At 63.9% G+C, this 20,925-nt stretch carries 21 protein-coding genes; 9 read left to right on the forward strand and 12 right to left on the reverse strand.

Annotated features, from left to right (window positions below):
- Window positions 1-14 precede the first annotated feature (14 nt).
- The gene (locus BMW76_RS13285; RefSeq protein ID WP_090865624.1) at window positions 15-1,571 is read right to left on the reverse strand and encodes an N-acetylmuramoyl-L-alanine amidase; all 1,557 of its coding nucleotides are present in this window, start codon (window positions 1,569-1,571) and stop codon (window positions 15-17) included.
- Complete coding sequence (tsaE, locus tag BMW76_RS13290) at window positions 1,553-2,107, reverse strand: tRNA (adenosine(37)-N6)-threonylcarbamoyltransferase complex ATPase subunit type 1 TsaE (protein ID WP_090865626.1); 555 nt, start codon at window positions 2,105-2,107, stop codon at window positions 1,553-1,555. Before tsaE ends, BMW76_RS13285 begins: the two co-directional genes overlap by 19 nt.
- 122 nt (window positions 2,108-2,229) lie before the next feature.
- Between tsaE and queG the strand changes: the two genes are divergently transcribed.
- Genes queG through xerD form a run of 3 tightly spaced genes read left to right on the forward strand, consistent with a single transcriptional unit; the run spans window position 2,230 to window position 4,873 of the window.
- Window positions 2,230-3,420 (forward strand): tRNA epoxyqueuosine(34) reductase QueG, encoded by a 1,191-nt coding sequence (gene queG, locus BMW76_RS13295; protein ID WP_245763208.1) that lies wholly within the window; start codon window positions 2,230-2,232, stop codon window positions 3,418-3,420.
- A gap of 38 nt (window positions 3,421-3,458) precedes the next feature.
- A complete protein-coding gene (locus BMW76_RS13300) occupies window positions 3,459-3,941 on the forward strand; it encodes a methylated-DNA--[protein]-cysteine S-methyltransferase (RefSeq protein ID WP_090865630.1) in 483 nt (160 codons plus the stop codon).
- The gene (xerD, locus tag BMW76_RS13305; RefSeq protein WP_090865632.1) at window positions 3,938-4,873 is read left to right on the forward strand and encodes a site-specific tyrosine recombinase XerD; all 936 of its coding nucleotides are present in this window, start codon (window positions 3,938-3,940) and stop codon (window positions 4,871-4,873) included. The genes BMW76_RS13300 and xerD overlap by 4 nt, the downstream gene beginning before the upstream one ends.
- 78 nt (window positions 4,874-4,951) lie before the next feature.
- Here xerD and BMW76_RS13310 read toward each other — a convergent pair whose 3' ends face one another.
- On the reverse strand, window positions 4,952-6,535 hold the full coding sequence (locus BMW76_RS13310; RefSeq protein WP_407668950.1) for a class I adenylate-forming enzyme family protein: 1,584 nt from the start codon (window positions 6,533-6,535) through the stop codon (window positions 4,952-4,954).
- Window positions 6,536-6,687: 152 nt separating this feature from the next.
- Here BMW76_RS13310 and ybaK point away from each other — a divergent pair, with 152 nt between their 5' ends.
- Entirely contained in the window at window positions 6,688-7,179 is a 492-nt protein-coding gene (gene ybaK, locus BMW76_RS13315; protein ID WP_090865768.1) for a Cys-tRNA(Pro) deacylase, read from the forward strand.
- A 121-nt stretch (window positions 7,180-7,300) separates the two neighbouring features.
- A complete protein-coding gene (gene plsY / locus BMW76_RS13320) occupies window positions 7,301-7,942 on the forward strand; it encodes a glycerol-3-phosphate 1-O-acyltransferase PlsY (RefSeq protein WP_090865636.1) in 642 nt (213 codons plus the stop codon).
- 107 nt (window positions 7,943-8,049) lie between these two features.
- Here plsY and BMW76_RS13325 read toward each other — a convergent pair whose 3' ends face one another.
- Window positions 8,050-8,535: a YajQ family cyclic di-GMP-binding protein gene (locus BMW76_RS13325; protein ID WP_087739445.1), complete on the reverse strand. Its 486-nt coding sequence runs from the start codon at window positions 8,533-8,535 to the stop codon at window positions 8,050-8,052.
- 181 nt (window positions 8,536-8,716) lie between these two features.
- Between BMW76_RS13325 and murB the strand changes: the two genes are divergently transcribed.
- Entirely contained in the window at window positions 8,717-9,757 is a 1,041-nt protein-coding gene (murB, locus tag BMW76_RS13330) for a UDP-N-acetylmuramate dehydrogenase (protein ID WP_090865638.1), read from the forward strand.
- A 104-nt stretch (window positions 9,758-9,861) separates the two neighbouring features.
- Here the strand turns inward: murB and BMW76_RS13335 are convergent, their stop codons facing one another.
- Complete coding sequence (locus BMW76_RS13335) at window positions 9,862-11,088, reverse strand: argininosuccinate synthase (RefSeq protein WP_090865770.1); 1,227 nt, start codon at window positions 11,086-11,088, stop codon at window positions 9,862-9,864.
- Between the two features lie 331 nt (window positions 11,089-11,419).
- Window positions 11,420-12,349 (reverse strand): ornithine carbamoyltransferase, encoded by a 930-nt coding sequence (gene argF, locus BMW76_RS13340; protein ID WP_090865639.1) that lies wholly within the window; start codon window positions 12,347-12,349, stop codon window positions 11,420-11,422.
- A 466-nt stretch (window positions 12,350-12,815) separates the two neighbouring features.
- On the opposite strand from argF, the gene BMW76_RS13345 reads away from it, so the two are divergent.
- A complete protein-coding gene (locus BMW76_RS13345; protein WP_090865641.1) occupies window positions 12,816-13,151 on the forward strand; it encodes a DUF3579 domain-containing protein in 336 nt (111 codons plus the stop codon).
- A gap of 208 nt (window positions 13,152-13,359) precedes the next feature.
- Here BMW76_RS13345 and rpsT read toward each other — a convergent pair whose 3' ends face one another.
- Window positions 13,360-13,638 carry a 30S ribosomal protein S20 gene (rpsT, locus tag BMW76_RS13350; protein WP_090865643.1) on the reverse strand — a complete coding sequence of 93 codons (279 nt, stop codon included), beginning with the start codon at window positions 13,636-13,638 and terminating at the stop codon, window positions 13,360-13,362.
- 472 nt (window positions 13,639-14,110) lie between these two features.
- On the opposite strand from rpsT, the gene murJ reads away from it, so the two are divergent.
- Window positions 14,111-15,661, forward strand: coding sequence for a murein biosynthesis integral membrane protein MurJ (gene murJ, locus BMW76_RS13355; RefSeq protein ID WP_090865645.1), 1,551 nt, complete (start codon window positions 14,111-14,113; stop codon window positions 15,659-15,661).
- Between the two features lie 5 nt (window positions 15,662-15,666).
- On the forward strand, window positions 15,667-16,506 hold the full coding sequence (locus tag BMW76_RS13360) for a SirB1 family protein (protein ID WP_090865772.1): 840 nt from the start codon (window positions 15,667-15,669) through the stop codon (window positions 16,504-16,506).
- A 101-nt stretch (window positions 16,507-16,607) separates the two neighbouring features.
- Here the strand turns inward: BMW76_RS13360 and BMW76_RS13365 are convergent, their stop codons facing one another.
- The 5 genes from BMW76_RS13365 to lpxK form a co-directional block, all read right to left on the reverse strand.
- Window positions 16,608-17,366, reverse strand: a complete 759-nt coding sequence (locus BMW76_RS13365; protein WP_090865647.1) for a 3-hydroxyacyl-CoA dehydrogenase — start codon at window positions 17,364-17,366, stop codon at window positions 16,608-16,610.
- 257 nt (window positions 17,367-17,623) lie between these two features.
- The gene (adk, locus tag BMW76_RS13370; RefSeq protein ID WP_090865649.1) at window positions 17,624-18,289 is read right to left on the reverse strand and encodes an adenylate kinase; all 666 of its coding nucleotides are present in this window, start codon (window positions 18,287-18,289) and stop codon (window positions 17,624-17,626) included.
- A gap of 256 nt (window positions 18,290-18,545) precedes the next feature.
- The gene (gene kdsB / locus BMW76_RS13375) at window positions 18,546-19,367 is read right to left on the reverse strand and encodes a 3-deoxy-manno-octulosonate cytidylyltransferase (protein ID WP_090865651.1); all 822 of its coding nucleotides are present in this window, start codon (window positions 19,365-19,367) and stop codon (window positions 18,546-18,548) included.
- Window positions 19,368-19,698: 331 nt separating this feature from the next.
- Window positions 19,699-19,902, reverse strand: a complete 204-nt coding sequence (locus tag BMW76_RS13380) for a Trm112 family protein (RefSeq protein WP_007180583.1) — start codon at window positions 19,900-19,902, stop codon at window positions 19,699-19,701.
- Window positions 19,883-20,899 carry a tetraacyldisaccharide 4'-kinase gene (lpxK, locus tag BMW76_RS13385; protein WP_090865653.1) on the reverse strand — a complete coding sequence of 339 codons (1,017 nt, stop codon included), beginning with the start codon at window positions 20,897-20,899 and terminating at the stop codon, window positions 19,883-19,885. Before lpxK ends, BMW76_RS13380 begins: the two co-directional genes overlap by 20 nt.
- Window positions 20,900-20,925 lie beyond the last annotated feature (26 nt).

The raw sequence follows: 20,925 nt of genomic DNA on the forward strand, positions 1-20,925 counted from the left end.
GGAAAGCCTGCGCCTCAGGTCATCCGGCTCTTCGCGAGCGGCGGGTTCGCCGCAAAGTAGCGCTTGATGCCGCTCAGGATCGCGTTCGCCATCTTCTCGCGATACGCGTCGTCGTTCAGACGGCGCTCTTCATCCGGGTTGCTGATGAACGCGGTCTCGACGAGGATCGACGGAATGTCGGGCGCCTTCAGCACGGCGAAGCCCGCCTGTTCGACGCTGCCCTTGTGCAGCTTGTTGATCCCGCCGATTTCCTTCAGCACGAACGTGCCGTAGCGCATCGAGTCGCGGATCTGCGCCGTCGTCGACATATCGAACAGCGCGCGATTCACGCTCGCGTCGGCGGACTTGATGTTGATGCCGCCGATCTGATCCGACGAGTTTTCCTTGTTCGCCATCCAGCGCGCGGCCGCGCTCGACGCGCCATGCTCCGACAGCGCGAACACCGACGAGCCGTTCGCTTCGGGCGTCGTGAACGCATCCGCGTGAATCGACACGAACAGGTCCGCGCCGACGCGCCGCGCTTTCTGCACGCGCACGTTGAGCGGCACGAAGAAGTCGGCGTCGCGCGTCATCATCGCCCGCATGTTCGGCTGCGCGTCGATCTTCGCGCGCAGCTTCTTCGCGATGTCGAGCGCGACGTGCTTCTCGTACGTGCCGCTGCCGCCGATCGCGCCGGGGTCTTCGCCGCCGTGGCCCGGATCGATCGCGACCGTCAGCAGGCGCACCGTCGTGCTGCCCTTCTTCGGCGTGGTGAACTTGTACGTGTCGTCGCCGTTGTCGACGTCGTTGTCCGTATCGTTGCCGTTGTTGCGCGCGATGACGGGCGGCGCGGGCGCAGGCGTCGGCTTCGACGGCGCGTGCGGCGCCGGCGCCGCATGCGCGGGCGGACGCGGCGCGGGCGCGGGTGCGGAAGGCGAAGGCGCGTTGTTCTGCGCGTACTTCTCGAAGAAGGCGTCGCTGTTGTCGGCGGGCGGCGTGGTCGGGCCGCTCAGCGTCGCGGCGGGCGGCGATGACTCTTCGTTGAGCTTGTCGAGCTGCTGCTGCTTGCGCTCCGTCTGCGCGAGCAGCTCCATCAGCGGATCGGGCGCGACGGCGGGGTACAGGTCGAACACGAGACGGTACTTGTACGTGCCGACGGGCGGCAGCGTGAACACCTGCGGCTTCACCGAGCCCTTCAGGTCGAACACCATCCGCACCACATGCGGCTGATACTGACCGACGCGCACCGATTGAATCTGCGGATCGTTCGGCGCGATCTTCGAGACGAGATCCTTCAGTGCCTGATCGAGATCGAGACCGTTCAGATCGACCACCAGCCGATCGGGGCCTTGCAGCATCTGCTGCGTGTTTTGCAGCGGCTGATCGGACTCGATGGTCACGCGCGTGTAGTCGCGCGCGGGCCACACGCGCACGCCGAGCACCGACGATGCCCACGCGAAGCGAGGAACGGCAAGCCCGAGGACGAGGGTGGAAGCGCCCGCGCGAAGAATCTGCCGGCGACGCCAGTTATGCGTCGCCGTGGCCGCCGATTCGATCGAGCGGAACGGTTTGATCAACATCTTTCGAGACATGCCTTTCCTGATTCGCTATACGCCCGGGCGACCAGCCTGCGGCCATCGCCGTCGACGTCGAGCGAGAACACGAGATCCGGCACGCCTAGCAGACTGCCCGCGCGTTCCGGCCATTCGACGAGGCAGATAGCGCCGCTGTCGAAGTACTCGCGAAAGCCTGCATCGGCCCATTCGGCCGGATCGTTGAAACGGTAAAGATCGAAGTGATACAGCTCCAGTTCCCCATCCGGCCGTTCGACCGCATAAGGTTCGACAAGCGTATAGGTTGGGCTGCGTACGCGGCCCGTGTGTCCGAGGGCGCGCAACGTGGCGCGCACGAGCGTCGTCTTGCCGGCGCCCAGGTCGCCGAAGAGCTGCACCTGAAGGCCGTTGAATGCGAGGTCGCCCGACACGCTGCCTGCGTTGCGCACGCTGTCAATCGCATGCGCGAAGCGTTCGCCGAATGCCATCGTGGCGGCTTCGTCCGCGAGCGCGAAATGGCGCTCCAGCAGGACGGCAGCAGACGGCTGATTCGCGAGACGGGATTGATCGGGCATTCTCGTAAAATGGCGTTATGAACCAAAGCCAGCAGCACCCCGACGCCTCGTCGGGGCAACATCGGGAGCGACGTCCCGACGCGCATTCGCCACCCCGTGCGGCGAACGACGAAGCACCAGCCATGCGTCATTACGATGAAGCGCAGCTGGCGGCGCTTGCTTCGCGTATCCGCAGTTGGGCACGCGAGCTGGGTTTCGGCGCGGTCGGCATCAGCGATATCGACCTGTCGAACGCCGAAGCGGGCCTTGCTGCATGGCTCGACGCGGGTTGCCACGGCGAGATGGATTATATGGCCAAACATGGGATGAAACGTGCGCGGCCAGCCGAGCTTGTGGCCGGAACGCGACGCGTGATCTCCGTGCGCATGGCCTATTTGCCCGCTCATTTGCATCGTTCTTCGGATGTGCGAAAGGATGATGAAAGTGCGAGCGCGGACACTCGAAGCGTTCAGCACGACTGGCGACTGGAAGAACGCGCGCGTCTGAACGATCCGTCGGCGGCTGTCGTGTCGATCTATGCGCGCGGCCGCGACTATCACAAGGTGATGCGCAACCGCCTGCAGCAACTCGCCGGGCGGATCGAGGCGGAAGTCGGCCCGTATGGTCATCGCGTGTTCACCGATTCGGCACCCGTGCTCGAAGTCGAGCTTGCGCAGAAGGCGGGCACGGGCTGGCGCGGCAAGCATACGTTGCTGCTGCAACGCGATGCGGGGTCGCTGTTTTTCCTCGGCGAGATCTTCGTGGACCTGCCTTTGCCGACGGATGCCGAGACAGCACCGGAGCGCGCGCCAGAAACGACGGGCGCGCACTGCGGCAGTTGTACGCGCTGCATCGGCGCATGTCCGACGGGCGCGATCGTCGGGCCGTATCAGGTCGATGCGCGGCGCTGTATTTCCTATCTGACGATCGAACTGAAGGGCAGTATTCCCCAGGACTTGCGGCCGCTGATCGGCAATCGTGTGTATGGCTGCGACGATTGCCAGCTCGTGTGTCCATGGAACAAGTTCGCGCAGGCCGCGCCCGTCGATGATTTCCACGTGCGTCATGGACTCGATCGCGCGTCGCTCGTCGAGCTGTTCGGCTGGAGCGCCGAGGACTTCGACACGCGCATGCAGGGCAGCGCGATCCGCCGCATCGGCTACGAGTGCTGGCTGCGCAATCTCGCCGTCGGCATGGGCAATGCGCTGCGGGCCGCGCCGCAGAGCCTTTCCGCCGACGCGCGCGCCGCCATCGTCGACGCGCTGCGCAAGCGTGCCGACGATCCGTCGCCGCTCGTGCGCGAGCATGTCGAGTGGGCGCTCGAAGCGGCCTGATAACGTTGAATGAACCTTCCGAAAGAGGTGAGCACATCATGTTCGATGCAGTGATCGATGCGCCGTTCGGCAAGATCGGCGTGCGCGTGCAGGACGGACGGGAAGGCGAGACCGTGCGCGAAATCGTCTATCTGCCGGATTCGGTGGCGAACGTCGAGCCGCAGTCGTCGCTCGCGAAGCAGGCCGTCGAGCAGATCGAGCAATATTTGCAGCGCGCGACGGCGAGCTTCGATCTGCCGCTCGCCAGTGTCGGCACGCCTTTCCAGCGGCGCGTGTGGCAAGCGATCTGCGAGATTCCGCCGGGGACGGTGCTGACCTACGGGCAGCTTGCGAAGAGCATCGGCAGCGTGCCGCGCGCCGTCGGCCAGGCGTGCGGATCGAACTTCTTTCCGATCGTGATTCCGTGTCATCGCGTGGTGGCGTCGGGCGGTATCGGTGGCTTTGCGCATACGGGCGGCGACGGCTACTATCGCAACGTCAAACGATGGCTGCTGAAACACGAGGGCGTACCCTACGCATGACTGATGTGCTGACCGAAGACGCGCGGCCCGCGTCGCCTTTGCTCCTGACGAGCGGAGAGTCGATCGACGCGTTCTGCGATGCGCTGTGGCTCGAGCATGGCCTCGCGCGCAACACGCTCGATGCGTACCGGCGCGATTTGCGGCTCTTCTCCGAATGGCTCGCGGATACGCGTGACGCTTCGCTGGATACGGCGACGGAAGCCGATCTGATGGCCTACAGCGCCGCGCGCGCGAAGGACAAGTCGACGTCGGCGAACCGGCGTCTGTCCGTGTTTCGCCGCTACTACGCGTGGGCCGTGCGTGAGCATCGAGCGGCGGCTGATCCGACGCTGCGCATCCGCTCGGCGAAGCAGCCGCCGCGCTTTCCGTCGACGCTGACGGAAGCGCAGGTCGAAGCGCTGCTCGGCGCGCCGGATGTGACGACGCCGCTGGGCTTGCGCGATCGAACGATGCTCGAGCTGATGTACGCGAGCGGCTTGCGCGTCAGCGAACTCGTGACGCTGAAGACGGTGGAAGTCGGCCTCAACGAGGGTGTCGTGCGCGTGATGGGCAAGGGCTCGAAGGAGCGGCTGATTCCGTTCGGCGAGGAGGCGCACGGATGGATCGAGCGCTATCTGCGTGAGTCGCGGCCCGCGCTGCTCGGGAAGCGTTCAGCCGATGCCCTCTTCGTCACCGCGCGCGCCGAGGGCATGACGCGCCAGCAGTTCTGGAACATCATCAAGCGCCACGCGATGACGGCGCATATTCATGCGCCGCTGTCGCCGCATACGCTGCGTCACGCGTTCGCGACGCATCTGCTGAACCATGGCGCCGACTTGCGCGTCGTGCAGCTGCTGCTCGGCCACACCGATATCTCGACGACCCAAATCTACACGCACGTCGCGCGCGAGCGCCTCAAGACGCTGCACGCGGCGCATCATCCGCGCGGGTGATCGCTTTGCGGCGGACCTTTCGCGCGGCTGATTTTTCGCGCGGCTGACTTTGCTTGCGGCTGACCTTTATCGGGCGGCTCATGCGATATCGCGCAGCCGATGCTTGAGAATCTTGCCCGTCGATGCGGCTGGCAGCGCGGCCAACACCCTGATTTCGGCGGGACGCTTGTACGGCGCGAGCCGCGTTTCGCACCATTCGGCGAGATCGGCGGGCGTCGTGGTCGCGCCGCCGATCAGCTCGACGAACGCCACCACTTCCTCGTTGCCTTCGATCGCGCGCCCGATCACAGCGGACTGCACGACGTCGGGATGCGCATTCAGCGCCTGTTCGACTTCCACTGGATAGACGTTGAAGCCCGAGCGGATGATCAGCTCCTTGCTGCGCCCGGCGATATGCAGCGCACCGTCCGCTTCCTGGCGCGCGAGATCGCCCGTCTTGAGCCAACCGTCTTCGGTGATGGCGGCCTGCGTCTGCTGCGGGTTGCGGTAATAGCCGAGCATCACGTTCGGTCCGCGCACCCACAGTTCGCCGACTTCGCCTTGCGCGACATCCGCGCCATTCATGCCGACGAAGCGCACCTCGATGCCGGGGATCGGCTGGCCGACGGAGCAATCGGCGCGCGGCGCGTCGATCATCGTTTGAGAGACGGTCGGGCTGCTCTCGGTCATCCCATAGCCGTTGTGAAGCGTGACGCCATACACGGCTTCGACGCGCACCTTCAACGCGGCGTCGAGCGGCGAACCGCCCGAGTACGCGAAACGCAGTTGCGGCGCGGACCACGGCAGCCCATTCGCTTTCAGGTATTCGAGCAGCTTCGCATGCATCGCGGGAACGCCCTGGAAGATCGACACGCGTTCTTCGGCGAGCGCGCGGCGCACGGCTTCAGGCGAGAAGCGCGGCGCGAGCCTGAGCGTTGCGCCCGCATACAGGCTGCCGAGACACACCGATGCAAGCCCGTACACATGCGAGATCGGCAGCACGGCATAGACGACGTCGTCGGCGTTGACGCGCCTCAGCGTGCTCGACATCGCCGCGATGAACAGCAGGTTGCGATGCGACAGCATCACGCCCTTGGGCATGCCTGTCGTGCCCGTGGTGTAGATCAGCGCGGCGCATTGACGGTCGGAGGCGGCGTCGACGGGTTCCGCTTGGGCTGTGTCGTCGATCGTGTAGCGCCACGCGCCGACGTCGATATCGATGCCGGGCGCGGGCTTCGCGCCGTGGCGTTCGGCGTGCTGCCGCGCATCGGGCGAGGCGTCGACGGCATACGCGACGATGCGCGGCTTCGCGTGTGCGCGGATCGCATCGAGCTCGCCCATCGACAGCCGCGCGTTCGACACTAGCGCCCATGCATCGAGCTTCGCCGCCGCGAACAGCAGCACGATCTGCACGATGCTGTTTTCCGCGACGATCATCACGCGGTCGCCGGCGCGCACGCCTTGCTCGCGCAGCAGCGCGGTAACGGCATCCACGGCTTGCGCGAGCTGTGCGCGCGTGAGACGCCGTTCGTCTTCGATCAGCGCGACATGCTGCGGATCGCGCGCGGCAATGAGCGCCGGAATATCGGCGATGCGCGCAGGGAGCGACGCGAGCAGGGCGGCGGCATCAACGGACTGCGCCACATCTCCTGCGACGGCAGACGACTGCGAGGCTGGCTTCAACGATGTCTCCTTGATGGACGATCCGTGCGCCTGAATCTGCTGCATGCCGTTGCGCCGGAAGTTTCTCGAACGAGCGTGCCATAATCCGCGAGCGCGCACAATTGGCCATCCGGCAAATGGTCGATGCGTCGCGCGGACATTACAATGCGCCGATGAGTAAATCCAGACACGTCTCCGAAACCCCTGCCACGCAGTTCTTGCGCCGTCACAAGGTCGAGTTCGGCGAGCATCCGTACGACTACGTCGATCACGGCGGCACGAGCGAATCATCGCGGCAGCTTGGCGTCGACGAGCATCACGTCGTCAAGACGCTCGTGATGGAAGACGAGCAGGCCAAGCCGCTGGTCGTGCTGATGCATGGCGATCGCACCGTGTCGACGAAGAATCTCGCGCGGCAGATCGGCGCGAAACGTGTCGAGCCGTGCAAGCCGGAAGTGGCGAGCCGGCATTCGGGTTATCTGATTGGCGGCACGTCGCCGTTCGGCACGAAGAAAGCGATGCCCGTGTACGTCGAATCGACCATACTCGAACTGGACAGGATATTGATCAACGGTGGGCGGCGCGGCTTTCTCGTCAGCATCGCGCCGGGCGTGCTGACGTCGCTGCTGTCCGCGAAGCCGGTGCAGTGCGCAAGCGTCGATTGACGCGCGCATCTGTATCTGTAAAAGCGGGTGAACGCTTCGGTAGAATGTGCGCCGTTGCGCCTGCGCCGCCAGGAGACCGGCGCCGCTTGCTGCGCTTTCCAATACTGATAAGAGTTTCAACATGGAAAACCTGATTGTCGCCGTCGTGGCTTATCTGATCGGCTCGGTGTCGTTTGCCGTGATCGTCAGCGCCGCGATGGGACTGGCCGATCCGCGCTCATATGGCTCGAAGAACCCCGGCGCCACGAACGTGCTGCGTAGCGGCAACAAGAAGGCCGCGATTATCACGCTGATCGGCGACGCGTTCAAAGGCTGGATCGCCGTGTGGCTCACAGGGCATTTCTCGGCGCGTTTCGGACTCGACGACACGTCCGTCGCGATCGCCGCAATCGCCGTTTTTCTCGGCCACCTGTATCCCGTCTACTTTCGCTTCAAGGGCGGCAAGGGCGTCGCGACGGCGGCGGGCGTGCTGCTCGCGATCAATCCCGTTCTTGGCATCGCGACGCTGCTGACCTGGCTGATCGTCGCGTTCTTCACGCGCTACTCGTCGCTTGCTGCGCTGTGCGCGGCCATTTTCGCGCCGCTGTTCGACGGCTTTCTGTTCGGCGCGAACGTCATTGCGCTGGCTATCGTCGCGATGAGCGCGCTTCTGATCTGGCGTCACCGCGCGAACATCGCGAAGCTGGTGGCAGGGCAGGAAAGCCGCATCGGCGACAAGAAGAAAGCGGAAGCGGCCACGCGGCCGGCGTCGCACAAGCATTGAATTCGCAACAGCGGCGAGGCCGTATCGCCGCTTTTCGCTCTAGCGGTATATCAAACGATCAAGCGGTTGGCATGCGCCGCCCGGCGGACGGCGCATGCCGGCAGACATCAGTCGCGGAAGTTGTTGAAGTCGAGCGGCGTATCGGTCACGTCCTTGCGCAGCAGCGCGATCACGCTTTGCAGGTCGTCGCGCTTCGTGCCCGACACGCGCACGGCATCGCCCTGAATGCTCGCCTGAACCTTGATCTTGCTGTCCTTCACGAGCTTGACGATTTTCTTCGCGAGATCGCCGGACACGCCTTTCTTCACGGTGACGACCTGCTTGACCTTGTCGCCGCCGATCTTCTCGATCTTGCCGTAATCGAGGAAGCGCACGTCCACGCTGCGCTTCGCCATTTTCGACACGAGCACGTCCTTCACCTGGCCGAGCTTGAACTCGTCGTCGGCGTACGCAGTGAGCTCGCGCTCTTTCTGCTCGACGCGGGCGTCCGAGCCCTTGAAGTCGAAGCGCGTCGAGATTTCCTTGTTGGACTGCTCGACGGCGTTCTTCACCTCGATCATGTTGGCTTCGCAGACGACGTCAAACGATGGCATTGCATTCTCCCATTTGTATCGAGCGGCGGCGCCCCGCCTAACGCCAGGCGGCTACGCGCGACGCACTCGCTATAATCACGAACCGGTGTCATTTTACCGACCCCTTTCCCTTTTGCCCAAGGCTCGCGAACCGGTTGCGCCGTACCGTTCGCGCTTTGCTGGGCGCTTGCCAGAACTCCTGATGTCCGAGTCCGATCTACTCCCGTTCACCGCCCGCTTTCCGCTGAAGTCGCGCAACACGTTTGGCTTCGATGTGCGCGCGCGTCTCGCATGCCATATCGAAAGCGAGGCGCAACTGCTTGCGGCCGTGCGCGATCCGCGCGTGTCGGGCTTGCGGCGCCTCGTGCTGGGCGGCGGCAGTAACGTCGTGCTGACGGGCGATTTCGACGGCCTCGTGCTGCTGATCGGGCTGCGCGGCCGCAAGCTGGTCCGCGAGGACGCCGATGCGTGGTACGTCGAAGCCGCCGCGGGCGAGAACTGGCACGACTTCGTTTCGTGGACGCTCGCAGAGGGCATGCCAGGCCTCGAAAATCTCGCGCTGATTCCAGGCACGGTCGGCGCGGCGCCGATCCAGAATATCGGCGCATATGGGCTGGAGATGTGCGAGCGCTTTGCGTCGCTGCGCGCAATCGAGCTCGCGACGGGCGAGCCGGTCGAATTCGATGCCAACGATTGCCGCTTCGGCTATCGCGACAGCTTTTTCAAACAGGAAGGGCGCGACCGTTTCGTGATCACGTCGGTGACGTTCAGATTGCCGAAAGCGTGGACGCCGCGCGCCGGTTACGCAGATATCGCGCGCGAGTTTGCCGCCGTCGGCCTCGGCGATGCGACGCCCACGCCGCGGGCGATCTTCGATGCCGTCGTCGCCGTGCGCCGCGCAAAGCTGCCCGACCCGCTCGCGCTCGGCAACGCGGGGAGCTTCTTCAAGAATCCCGTCGTCGACGCGACGCAGTTCGACGCTTTGCTCGCGAAGGAGCCGGAGATCGTCTCGTATCGGCAGGCGGATGGACGCGTGAAGCTCGCGGCGGGCTGGCTGATCGACCGCTGCGGCTGGAAGGGCCGCGCGATGGGCGCGGCGGGCGTGCATGAGCGTCAGGCGCTCGTGCTCGTGAATCGCGGCGGCGCGAGCGGGGCGGAAGTGCTGGCGCTCGCGAAAGCGATCCAGCAGGACGTCGCGCAGCGATTCGGTGTCGAGCTGGAGGCCGAGCCGGTTTGCCTTTGAGTCTGAAAGCGGCTTCGCTCGGACGCGAGCCTGAGCGAGCCTGAAATAAAAAAGCGCCGGGTTTGAACTCCCGGCGCTTTGTTTTTGTAGCAGCGTTCTATCGCTTAGCCGCGCTTGCGGCGCGCGTTTTCAGCGATACGCATACGCAGCGCGTTCAGCTTGATGAAGCCGCTGGCGTCGGCCTGGTTGTAGGCGCCGCCGTCGTCGTCGAACGTTGCGATGGTCTTGTCGAACAGCGTCTCCTTCGAGTCGCGCGCGACGACGGACACGCTGCCCTTGTACAGCTTCACGCGCACCCAGCCGTTGACCTTCTCCTGCGTGTGGTCGATCAGCACCTGAATCGCGCGGCGCTCCGGGCTCCACCAGTAGCCGTTGTAGATCAGCGACGCGTAGCGGGCCATCAGGTCGTCCTTCAGGTGCGCGACTTCGCGGTCGAGCGTGATCGATTCGATGCCGCGGTGCGCCTTCAGCATGATCGTGCCGCCCGGCGTTTCATAGCAGCCGCGCGACTTCATGCCGACGTAGCGGTTTTCGACGAGATCCAGACGGCCGATGCCGTGCTTGCCGCCGAGGCGGTTCAGCTCGGTCAGCACTTCGGCGGGCGACATGCGCTTGCCGTTCAGCGCGACGGGGTCGCCGTGCTCGTACTCGACGTCGAGGTATTCCGGCTGATCCGGCGCTTCTTCCGGCGACACCGTCCAGCGCCACATTTCCGGTTCGGCTTCCGCCTTCGGGTCTTCGAGGTGACGGCCTTCGAACGAGATGTGCAGCAGGTTCGCGTCCATCGAGTACGGTGCGCCGCCTTGCTTGTGCTTCATTTCGATGGGAATGCCGGCCTTTTCTGCATACGCGAGCAGCTTTTCGCGCGACAGCAGGTCCCATTCGCGCCACGGGGCAATTACCTTGATGCCCGGCTCGAGCGCGTAGTAGCCGAGCTCGAAGCGCACCTGGTCGTTGCCCTTGCCCGTCGCGCCGTGCGACACGGCTTGTGCGCCGCTTGCGCGCGCGATTTCGATCTGGCGCTTCGCGATCAGCGGACGCGCGATCGACGTGCCGAGCAGATACTCGCCTTCGTAGATCGTGTTCGCGCGGAACATCGGGAACACGAAGTCGCGCACGAATTCTTCGCGCAGGTCTTCGATGTAGATGTTTTCCGGCTTGATGCCGAGTTGCAGGGCCTTCTTGCGAGCCGGTTCCAGTTCTTCGCCCTGGCCGATATCGGCCGTGAACGTGACGACTTCGGCGTCGTAGTTGTCCTGCAACCACTTCAGGATGACGGAGGTGTCGAGACCGCCCGAATAGGCGAGCACGACTTTGTTGATATCGCTCATGGTGAACTCGTAGCTGGGAGAACTGAGCGCGTCGGCCGGTCCGGCGCGCGGAAAAATCATATTTTGACACTAAACCGCCACATGTCCCGCGATTTCGGGTGCGGCGGCCAGGGAGCCAACGCGTTGTTGCAGAACGGTGCGCCCCGCTGGGGAGTCGGCGCGGGACATGGTCGATGCGCCGCTTTCGCTTGCCGCCTGTCTGCTGCCGGTTTGCTGCCAGGCTTTTTGCCTGCGTATCGCGTTGAACTGCGTATCGCGTTGAACTGCGTGTTGCCTTGGACTGCTTGCCGCAGGATCGATCCGGCGGCTTTTGCTGCGTTTGCCCGGATGCCTAGTGATTCAGCTTGCCGAGCAGCAGGAATTCCATCAGCGCCTTCTGCACGTGCAGACGGTTTTCCGCTTCGTCCCACACGACGCTCTGCGGCCCGTCGATCACTTCCGCGCTCACTTCCTCGCCGCGGTGCGCGGGCAGGCAGTGCATGAAGAGGGCGTCCTTGTTCGCGCGCGACATCATGTCGGCATCGACGCACCAGTCGGCGAACGCTTTCTTGCGCGCTTCGTTTTCGGCCTCGAAGCCCATGCTGGTCCACACGTCCGTCGTGACGAGATCGGCGCCCTTGCAGGCCTGGTTCGGATCGTCGAATTCTTCGTAGAACGGCGCGCTTCCAGGCGAGACCAGCCCACGGTCGAGCTTGTAGCCCGGCGGCGTGGACAGGCGCAGCTTGAAACCGAGGATCTGCGCGGCTTCGATCCACGTATAGAGCATGTTGTTCGCGTCGCCGACCCACGCGACCGTCTTACCGCGAATCGGCCCGCGATGCTCGTAGTACGTGAAGATATCGGCGAGCACCTGACACGGGTGATATTCGTTCGTCAGGCCGTTGATGACGGGCACGCGCGAATTTTCCGCGAAGCGCTGGATGATGTCCTGGCCAAACGTGCGGATCATGATGATGTCGACCATCCGCGAGATGACCTGCGCTGCGTCTTCGATCGGCTCGCCGCGGCCAAGCTGCGTGTCGCGCGTGCTCATGAAGACGGCGTGACCGCCCAGCTGGAAAATGCCCGCTTCGAACGACAGGCGGGTGCGCGTCGAATTCTTCTCGAAGATCATCGCGAGTGTGCGGTCGTGCAGCGGATGATACGTCTCGTAGTTCTTGAACTTGCGCTTCAGGATGCGGGCGCGTTCGAGCACGTACTCGTAGTCTTCCAGCGAGAAGTCGTTGAACTGCAGATAGTGGCGGATTGTCTTGGAGGTCATGAAACAAATACGGCGGATTCACCCGGGCGAAATCGCCGGACTGGGCCGCCGTCGTTTGTGGTAACTCAAGGCAGCATAAAGGATTTTGAATGTTTTGACGAGTCGGCCAAAAGGCCGGGGCAATGTGCCGGAACGTGCAAAGGACTGTTCCAGAGCGCTTGTGTGCAGTGCGGAAAAACCCTGGCTGCGCTATAATCTCGGAGTTTTCTCAAAGCCCGGCAGGCAGGCTTAACGCTTGCAGGACACGGCTTTCGCACATCCGGTATGCGCACGTACCGTGCGCCATCTGATCGCTGCCCGAAGCGCCCTCGCTGGCTCGCTGCGGCGGCCGGACTCCAAGGCTCGATGCGGGATTCACTGTGGGTTCGGGTGGTCGCAAGACGTGTTTTGAACAGCGTTTTCAGGCAGCCATCTTTCGCCGGCTAGTCACTGGCAGTTCGCCGGGCAGTCACACAGGGTTTCGTACATGGCCGATACACCCCCAACCGAGTATTTCATTCAAGGCATCACGTCGGCCGGGCGCAAGTTTCGTCCGAGCGACTGGTCGGAGCGACTGGCGGGCGTGATGTCGTGTTTTGGTCCGGGCGCGAAAGGGCCGAACGCCCGTCTTCAGTATTCGCACTACGTGCGTCCCACGATGATCGGCGACCTGAAGTGCGTGATTCTCGATTCGCGGCTGCGGGACATCGAGCCGATGGCTTTCGACTTCGTGATGAATTTCGCCAAGGATAACGATTTGATCGTCACCGAAGCGTGCGAGCTTCCGCCGGAGCATGAGGCGCAAAAAGCATCGTCGCGTTGAGTCGGGCGCCGCGTCCGGGCGGCATCGGCGGAAGGCTGGATGAACAATGGAACCCGCATCGGCGGGTTTTTTTGTGTCCGCGATTGGATCGGCTTCGCGCGTGATCACCGATCGAAGGCGAAAAACAAAAAAGCCCGCGATTGCGGGCTTTGATGACGCAGCGGAAACAGGAAGCAGCTCGCGCAAGCGAGCTGCCGGATTCGACAATTTACTGCGCTGCGGGCGCTTGCAGACCCTTGATGGCTGCAGCGAGGCGGCTCTTATGGCGAGCTGCCTTGTTCTTGTGAACGATTTTCTTGTCGGCAATGATGTCCAGCGTCTTTGCCGATGCCTTGAAGATTTCAGCGGCTTGTGCTGCGTCGCCGGCGTCGATCGCCTTGCGGACAGCCTTGATTGCCGTGCGGTACTTCGAGCGCAGCGCCGAGTTGTGCGAGTTTGCCTTGGCGGCTTGACGGGCGCGCTTGCGTGCTTGTGCGGAGTTAGCCATGACGGTTCCTTATCCTGTTCCTGTTTCCAGTGCTGCCTGCCTTTGATGGCGGCAGGCGCTGCTTTTAGATCGAACCCCTGAGAGCGATTGCCCAAGGGCGCAAATAGACAAACAACTGAGAACTACGTGAAATCCCGCTCGTTCCGACTCCGATGGAGTGGGTCAGAAAGATGAGCGAGCTTCGAAACGGGCGATTATAGCAACAAAATCAGACACGTGGCAACCGCGCACAGTCGCGGCTTCGCTGCCGCACGAGCGCGGGCCGGCAGCGCGTGCGCCAGCGAAGGCCTCCGATGCCATGTGCGGACGGCCCGGCAAGTCCCCACGATGGCTCGAAAAACGCCAATCTCCGCACGAATTCGCCGTCGAATCGAACGTATTTCGCGCAACGCGGTCCCATTCGGTCCCGATTACGAGGAATCTCACTCTGTCATGCTGACCGCCCCGGACGCACCCGTATAATAAGCGCCCCATGAATCTATTCCGAGCCCTGCTGACGGTCAGCGGCTTCACGCTGCTTTCGCGCGTGACCGGACTGGCCCGCGAGACCCTGATCGCCCGCGCATTCGGCGCGAGCCAGTACACCGACGCGTTCTACGTCGCTTTCCGAATCCCGAATCTGCTGCGCCGGATTTCCGCCGAGGGTGCGTTCTCGCAAGCCTTCGTTCCGATCCTCGCCGAGTTCAAGAACCAGAAGGGCCACGACGCGACGAAGGCGCTCGTCGATGCAACCTCGACGGTGCTCGCGTGGGCGCTGGCGGTTCTCTCCCTGCTGGGCGTGGCGGGCGCGACGTGGGTGGTGTTCGTGGTGGCGTCCGGCCTGCGCAGCGACGGCCAGGCGTTCACGCTGGCCGTGTCGATGACGCGGATCATGTTCCCTTACATCGTGTTCATTTCGCTGACGTCGCTGGCGTCGGGCGTGCTGAACACGTACAAGAACTTCTCGCTGCCCGCGTTCGCGCCCGTGCTGCTGAATGTGGCGTTCATCGTCGCGGCCGTGTTTGTCGCGCCGCACATGAAGGTGCCCGTTTTCGCGCTCGCGTGGGCGGTGATCGCGGGCGGCGTCGCGCAGTTCGTCGTGCAGTTGCCGGGCCTGAAGAAGATCGACATGATCCCGCGCATCGGGCTCGATCCGTTGAAGGCGATCGCGCATCGCGGCGTGAAGCGCGTGCTCGCGAAGATGGTGCCGGCGATGTTCGCGGTGTCGGTTGCGCAGATCAGCCTCATCATCAACACGAACATCGCGTCACATATCGGGCCGGGCGCCGTCTCGTGGATCAACTACGCGGACCGCCTGATGGAATTCCCGACGGCGCTGCTCGGCGTCGCGCTCGGCACGATCCTGCTGCCGAGCCTGTCGAAGGCGCACGTCGATGCCGACGCGCACGAGTACTCGGCGCTGCTCGACTGGGGCTTGCGCGTGACGTTCCTGCTCGCCGCGCCGAGCGCAATCGCGCTGTTCTTTTTCGCTGAGCCGCTCACGGCGACGCTTTTCCACTACGGCAAGTTCGACGGCAACGCGGTCGTGATGGTGGGACGTGCGCTGGCTGCGTATGGCGTCGGCCTGATCGGCCTCATTCTGATCAAGATCCTGGCGCCCGGCTTCTACGCGAAGCAGGACATCAAGACGCCCGTGAAGATCGGCGTGTTCGTGCTGGTCGTCACGCAGTTGAGCAACTACGTGTTCGTGCCGATCTTCGCGCATGCTGGGCTGACGCTGTCGGTCGGGCTCGGCGCTTGCGTCAACGCGCTGTGTCTTTTCATCGGCTTGCGGCGGCGCGGCATCTATATGCCGTCGTCGGGCTGGACGGTGTTCTTCGTGCAGATGATCGGCGCGTGTCTCGTGCTGGCGGGCGTCATGCACTGGTTCGCGATCAACTTCGACTGGATCGGCATGCATGCCCAGCCGGTGCAGCGCATGGTGCTGCTGGCGGCGTGCCTCGTGCTGTTCGCCGCGCTATATTTCGGTATGCTGTGGCTGATGGGCTTCAAGTACGCGTATTTCAAAAGGCGAGTGAAGTGATCACGATGACGCGGGTTCTCGATTATTTCAGCGCGCTCGTCGCCGAAGACGATGGGTTTCCGCTCACGGAAGCGGCGCTGTCGCTCGCGCAGGACGCCTATCCCGATCTCGATCTGCAAGCGGTGCTCGCGGAGATAGACGAACTCGCGCTGCGCGTCAAACGCCGCATTCCCGACGACGCCGACATCCAGCAGCGCGTCGGCATTCTCAATCGCTACTTCTTCCGCGAGCTGGGCTTCGCGGCGAACGTCAACGACTACTACGATCCCGACAACAGCCACCTGAACATGGTGCTCAAGCGCCGGCGCGGCATTCCGATCTCGCTCGCGGTGCTGTATCTGGAGATGGCGTCGCAAGTCGATATTCCCGTGCGCGGCGTGTCGTTTCCCGGACATTTCCTGCTGCGCGTCACGCTGCCCGAAGGCGACGCGATGATCGATCCGACCACGGGCCATCCGCTGACGGAGCACGAGATGGTCGAGATGCTTGAGCCCTATGTCGCGAAGGCAGGCGAGTCGGTGAGCCGCGCGCTGCGCATGCTGCTGCAGCCGGCGACGCGCCGCGAGGTCGTCGCGCGCATGCTGCGCAACCTGAAAGCAACGTATCTGCAGACGGAACGCTGGCAGCGGCTGCTTGCCGTTCAGCAGCGTCTCGTGATCCTGTTGCCGGAGAACATCGAGGAAGTGCGCGATCGCGGCTTCGCATATGCGCGGCTGGATTACCTGCGTCCCGCGCTCGAAGACCTCGAACGCTATCTCGACGACAGGCCGGATGCCGAAGACGCAACAGTCGTCGAATCGCAGCTGAGCGAATTGCGGCAGCGCACGCACGACGATCGCGATTGATCGGTTGGCGCGTCGCTCGAATCCAAACGAAAAACGCCTGCGCAGAACACGCGCAGGCGTTTTTCATTGCAGTGGCCGTTCGTGTATGGCGCGCGTTGCGCTCACTTCGGCTGCATGCGGATCGCGCCGTCAAGGCGGATCACTTCGCCGTTCAACATCGGGTTGTCGAAGATCTGCTTGACGAGCATTGCGTATTCGTTCGGCTTGCCCAGGCGCGGCGGGAACGGCACCATCGCGCCGAGCGCGTCCTGCACTTCCTGCGGCATGCCGAGCAGCATCGGCGTTTCGAAGATGCCGGGCGCGATCGTCATCACGCGGATCGCATTGCGCGACAGATCGCGCGCGACGGGCAGCGTCATGCCCGCGACACCGGCCTTCGACGCCGCATACGCGGCCTGGCCGATCTGTCCGTCGAACGCGGCCACGGATGCCGTGTTGACGATCACGCCCCGTTCGCCGAGCGCATTCGGCGCGTGCTTCGACATTTCGGCGGCCGCGAGGCGAATCATATTGAACGTGCCGACGAGGTTGATCGAGATCGTGCGCGCGAACGAGTGCAGCGGATGCGGGCCGTCCTTGCCGACTGTTTTCATCGCGGGCGCGACACCCGCGCAGTTGACGAGGCCGCGCAGCGTGCCGAGCTTCGTCGCCGCTTCGACGGCCTGCACGGCATCGTCTTCGCGGCTCACATCGCATTTGACGAACACGCCGCCCAGTTCCTGCGCGAGCGTCTCGCCCGTTTCGTGATTCAGGTCCGCGAGCACGACCTTGCCGCCGTTTTCCGCGATCATGCGCGCCGTCGCGGCGCCGAGCCCCGATGCGCCGCCCGTGATCAGAAACACGTTGTCCTTGATGTCCATGTCTTCTCCTTGATTGGATGCGTTGATCGCATGATTCGAATATTTATCGCTGAACGATTTTAACGGCTCGACCCGACGCGTCAATCCGCGCAAAACGGCAACGGCTGTCACGCGTGCGTCGATATTTCGGGCGCTCCGCTCAGTGCTCCGAATGAGCAACGACGTCGACAAGCAAAGCGCAATGCCAAATAAAAAACCCGCCGTGAGGGGCGGGTTCTTCGTATCGTGCGTGGCCTTGTGCGACGAAGCGGTGCTGCTTACTTCAGCGCGTCGAACACGCGAGCGCGGATTTCATCGACGGAGCCGAGGCCCGAGATGCGGCGGTATTGCGGCGCCTTCAGCGAAGTGGACGCGTCGCCTTTCTGTGCCCAGTCGTTGTAGTAGTCGATGAGCGGCTTCGTTTGCGCGACATACACGTCGAGGCGCTTCTTCACCGTCTCTTCCTTGTCGTCGTCGCGCTGGATCAGCGGCTCGCCCGTCACGTCATCGATGCCTTCGGCCTTCGGCGGATTGAACTTCACGTGATACGTGCGGCCCGATGCCGGGTGCGTGCGGCGGCCGCTCATGCGAGTAATGATTTCGTCGAACGGGACATCGATTTCGAGCACGTAGTCGATGGGCACGCCCGCCTGCTTCATCGCTTCCGCCTGCGGAATCGTGCGCGGAAAGCCGTCGAACAGGTAGCCGTTCGCGCAGTCCGGCTGTTGAAGACGTTCCTTGACGAGGTTGATGATGAGTTCGTCGGTGACGAGTTCACCCGCATCCATGTAACGCTTCGCTTCGATGCCGAGCGGCGTGCCTGCTTTGACTGCGGCGCGCAGCATATCGCCCGTCGAGATTTGCGGAATGCCGAACTTCTCCTTGATGAAGTTGGCCTGGGTGCCCTTGCCCGCGCCAGGAGCGCCCAACAGGATCAAACGCATTTGATATCTCCAGATCTATGTGAATTCTGTGCGGCGCACTGCGCGCTGTTTGCGGCAGCATGCGCTCTTGATTTTTCGTTGCACGCTGTTTCCGTCGGGCAGGTCTTCGCTGCGGGCTTCGCGCTGCACGTCATATACGGCGCTGCGAAACAGACGACAGAACAAGCGGCTTAAAACTACGGGCGAATGGCGATATCGATTGATGCGCACCGATATCGGAGTGAATCGCATGAACGACCGATTATGCCATGGCTTTTTACACAGACGACCTAAAAAACGCCTGTACGCGGGCAAGATCTTCCGGTGTGTCGACGCCCGGCAGTGGCGCGTCCTGCGTAAGGAGGACGGCGATCCGCTCGCCGTGCCACATCGCGCGCAACTGTTCGAGGGCTTCCGCCTGCTCGATCGGCGAAATCGACAAGCTCGGGTAAGTACGGAGAAACTTCGCGCGATACGCATACAACCCGATATGCCGATAGACGGCAGCGGGCGCGGGCGGCGCGGGCATCTGCGAGACGTCAGGCCAGTGCGGCTGGTACGCGTCGCGAGCCCACGGAATCGGCGCGCGCGAAAAATACAGCGCGACGGCGCGCGCGTCCAGCACCACCTTGACCACGTTCGGATTGAACACGTCCGCAGGCTCGTGGATCGGATGCGCGGCCGTTGCGATCGCGCAGCCGTCCATGGCCGCGAGATGCGACGCTACGCCACGCACCAGCGCGGGATCGATCAGCGGCTCGTCGCCTTGCACGTTGACGACGATCGTGTCGTCGCTCCAGCCGTAGTGCGACGCGACTTCTGCAAGACGGTCCGTGCCCGACGGATGATCGGCACGCGTCATCATCGCGTCGATGCCGTGCGCGCGCGCGACGTCGAACACCGATTGCGCATCGGTGGCGACGAGCACGCGCTGCGCGCCCGATTCGAGCGCGCGCTCCGCGACACGCACGACCATTGGCTTGCCGCCGATATCGGCGAGCGGCTTGTTCGGCAGACGCGTGGATGCAAGCCGGGCCGGAACGACGGCGATGAAGGGCGGAGTGTGCTGGGTATCGGTATCGGTATCGGTATCGGTCATCGGTGGAGCGGCCGTGTTGGGCTCGACTTAAAGGAAGCTCGAAAGGGGCTCAGCGCAAAAAGGCCAACGCAAAAGGCCAACGTAAAGGGCCAACGTAAAGGGCCAACGTAAAGGGCCAACGCAAAGGGCCAACGCAAAAGGCCAACGCAAAAGGCCAACGCAAAAGGCCAACGCAAAAGGCCACCATAAGGCCCGAAGCGCGAGAAAAAAGCGCCGCCATGATCGGCGGCGCGTTTGGGTCCGGTGCTTTCACTCGCCGTCAACGAGACAACGACGTACCCGTTATGGCGACTCGTCGCGCGTCATCATCGGCGCGGAGTCGGCACGCGAATCACGCAACCGAGCCGGGATTCAGATCGACGGGCGTGCCTTCGACCGTCTGACGCGCTTCGTCGACGAGCATCACGGGAATGCCGTCGCGGATCGGATAGGCGAGCTTGTCTGCGTTGCAGATCAGCTCCTGCGCGGCGCGATCGTAGCTGAGCGGGCCCTTGCAGATCGGGCAGACGAGGATTTCAAGCAGGCGAGCGTCCACGGACTTTCTCCACAACAAGTGCAATGAGGCGATGATCGAGCGTGGCTTCGACGGGAACGACCCACAGCCGCGCGTCATGCCAGGACGCCAATTTTACCGCATCCTTTTCGGTGATCAGGATGGCGTCGGCGTCCACGTCGACGAACGGATTCGCGCTGAACGCGTAGTGATCGGGCAGCGCGCGCGTCTCGGGCGCGAGGCCCGCCGCGCGCAACGTCGCAAAGAAGCGCTCCGGCGCGCCGATGCCCGCGGCGGCCAGCACGCGCTCGCCTGCGAACTGCGCGAGCGGGCGGCGCAGGCGCGGATTGTCGAGATGCCAGGCGTCGCCGGGCGCAAGCTCAAGCGAAAACGTGTTCGGCCATGGCGGCAGCGCGCGGTCGTACGGATTGTTGATCAGCGTCGCGTCACGCTTACGCGACAGCGGTTCGCGCAACGGGCCGGCGGGCAGCAGAAAGCCGTTGCCGCCCAGCCGGTGATCGAACACGACGATCTCCGCGTCGCGCTCGAGCCGGTAGTGCTGCAAGCCGTCGTCGCTGACGATCACATCGACATCGCGGTGCGCGAGACACAGCGCCTCGGCGGCGGCCACGCGGTCGGGACACACGAACACGGGCGCGCCCGTGCGTCGCGCGATCAGCAACGGCTCGTCGCCCGCTTGCGTTGCATTCGAAGTCGGCGTGACGAGTGTCGGCAGCGTGATCTTCGCGCCGTAGCCGCGCGACACGACGCCCGGCGTGAAGCCCGCGCTGCGCAATGCCTGCACGAGCGCGATCACCGTCGGCGTCTTGCCCGTGCCGCCGACCGTCACGTTGCCCACGACGACGACGGGCACGCGAACGCGCGCCGACTTCAGCCAGCCGAGCGAGTACGCAGCGCGACGCGCGAGCGCGATCGCGCCGAAGACGCACGCGAACGGCGTCATCGCCCACGCAAAGGGGCCGCGTTGCTGCCACTCGCGCGCGATACGCGCTTCGATGCGGGACGCGAGTTCGCTCATCGGAAGCAAGCCGGCCAGCGCGGCGC

Origin of the sequence: Paraburkholderia diazotrophica, from assembly GCF_900108945.1 — a bacterium.
GTDB lineage: Bacteria > Pseudomonadota > Gammaproteobacteria > Burkholderiales > Burkholderiaceae > Paraburkholderia > Paraburkholderia diazotrophica.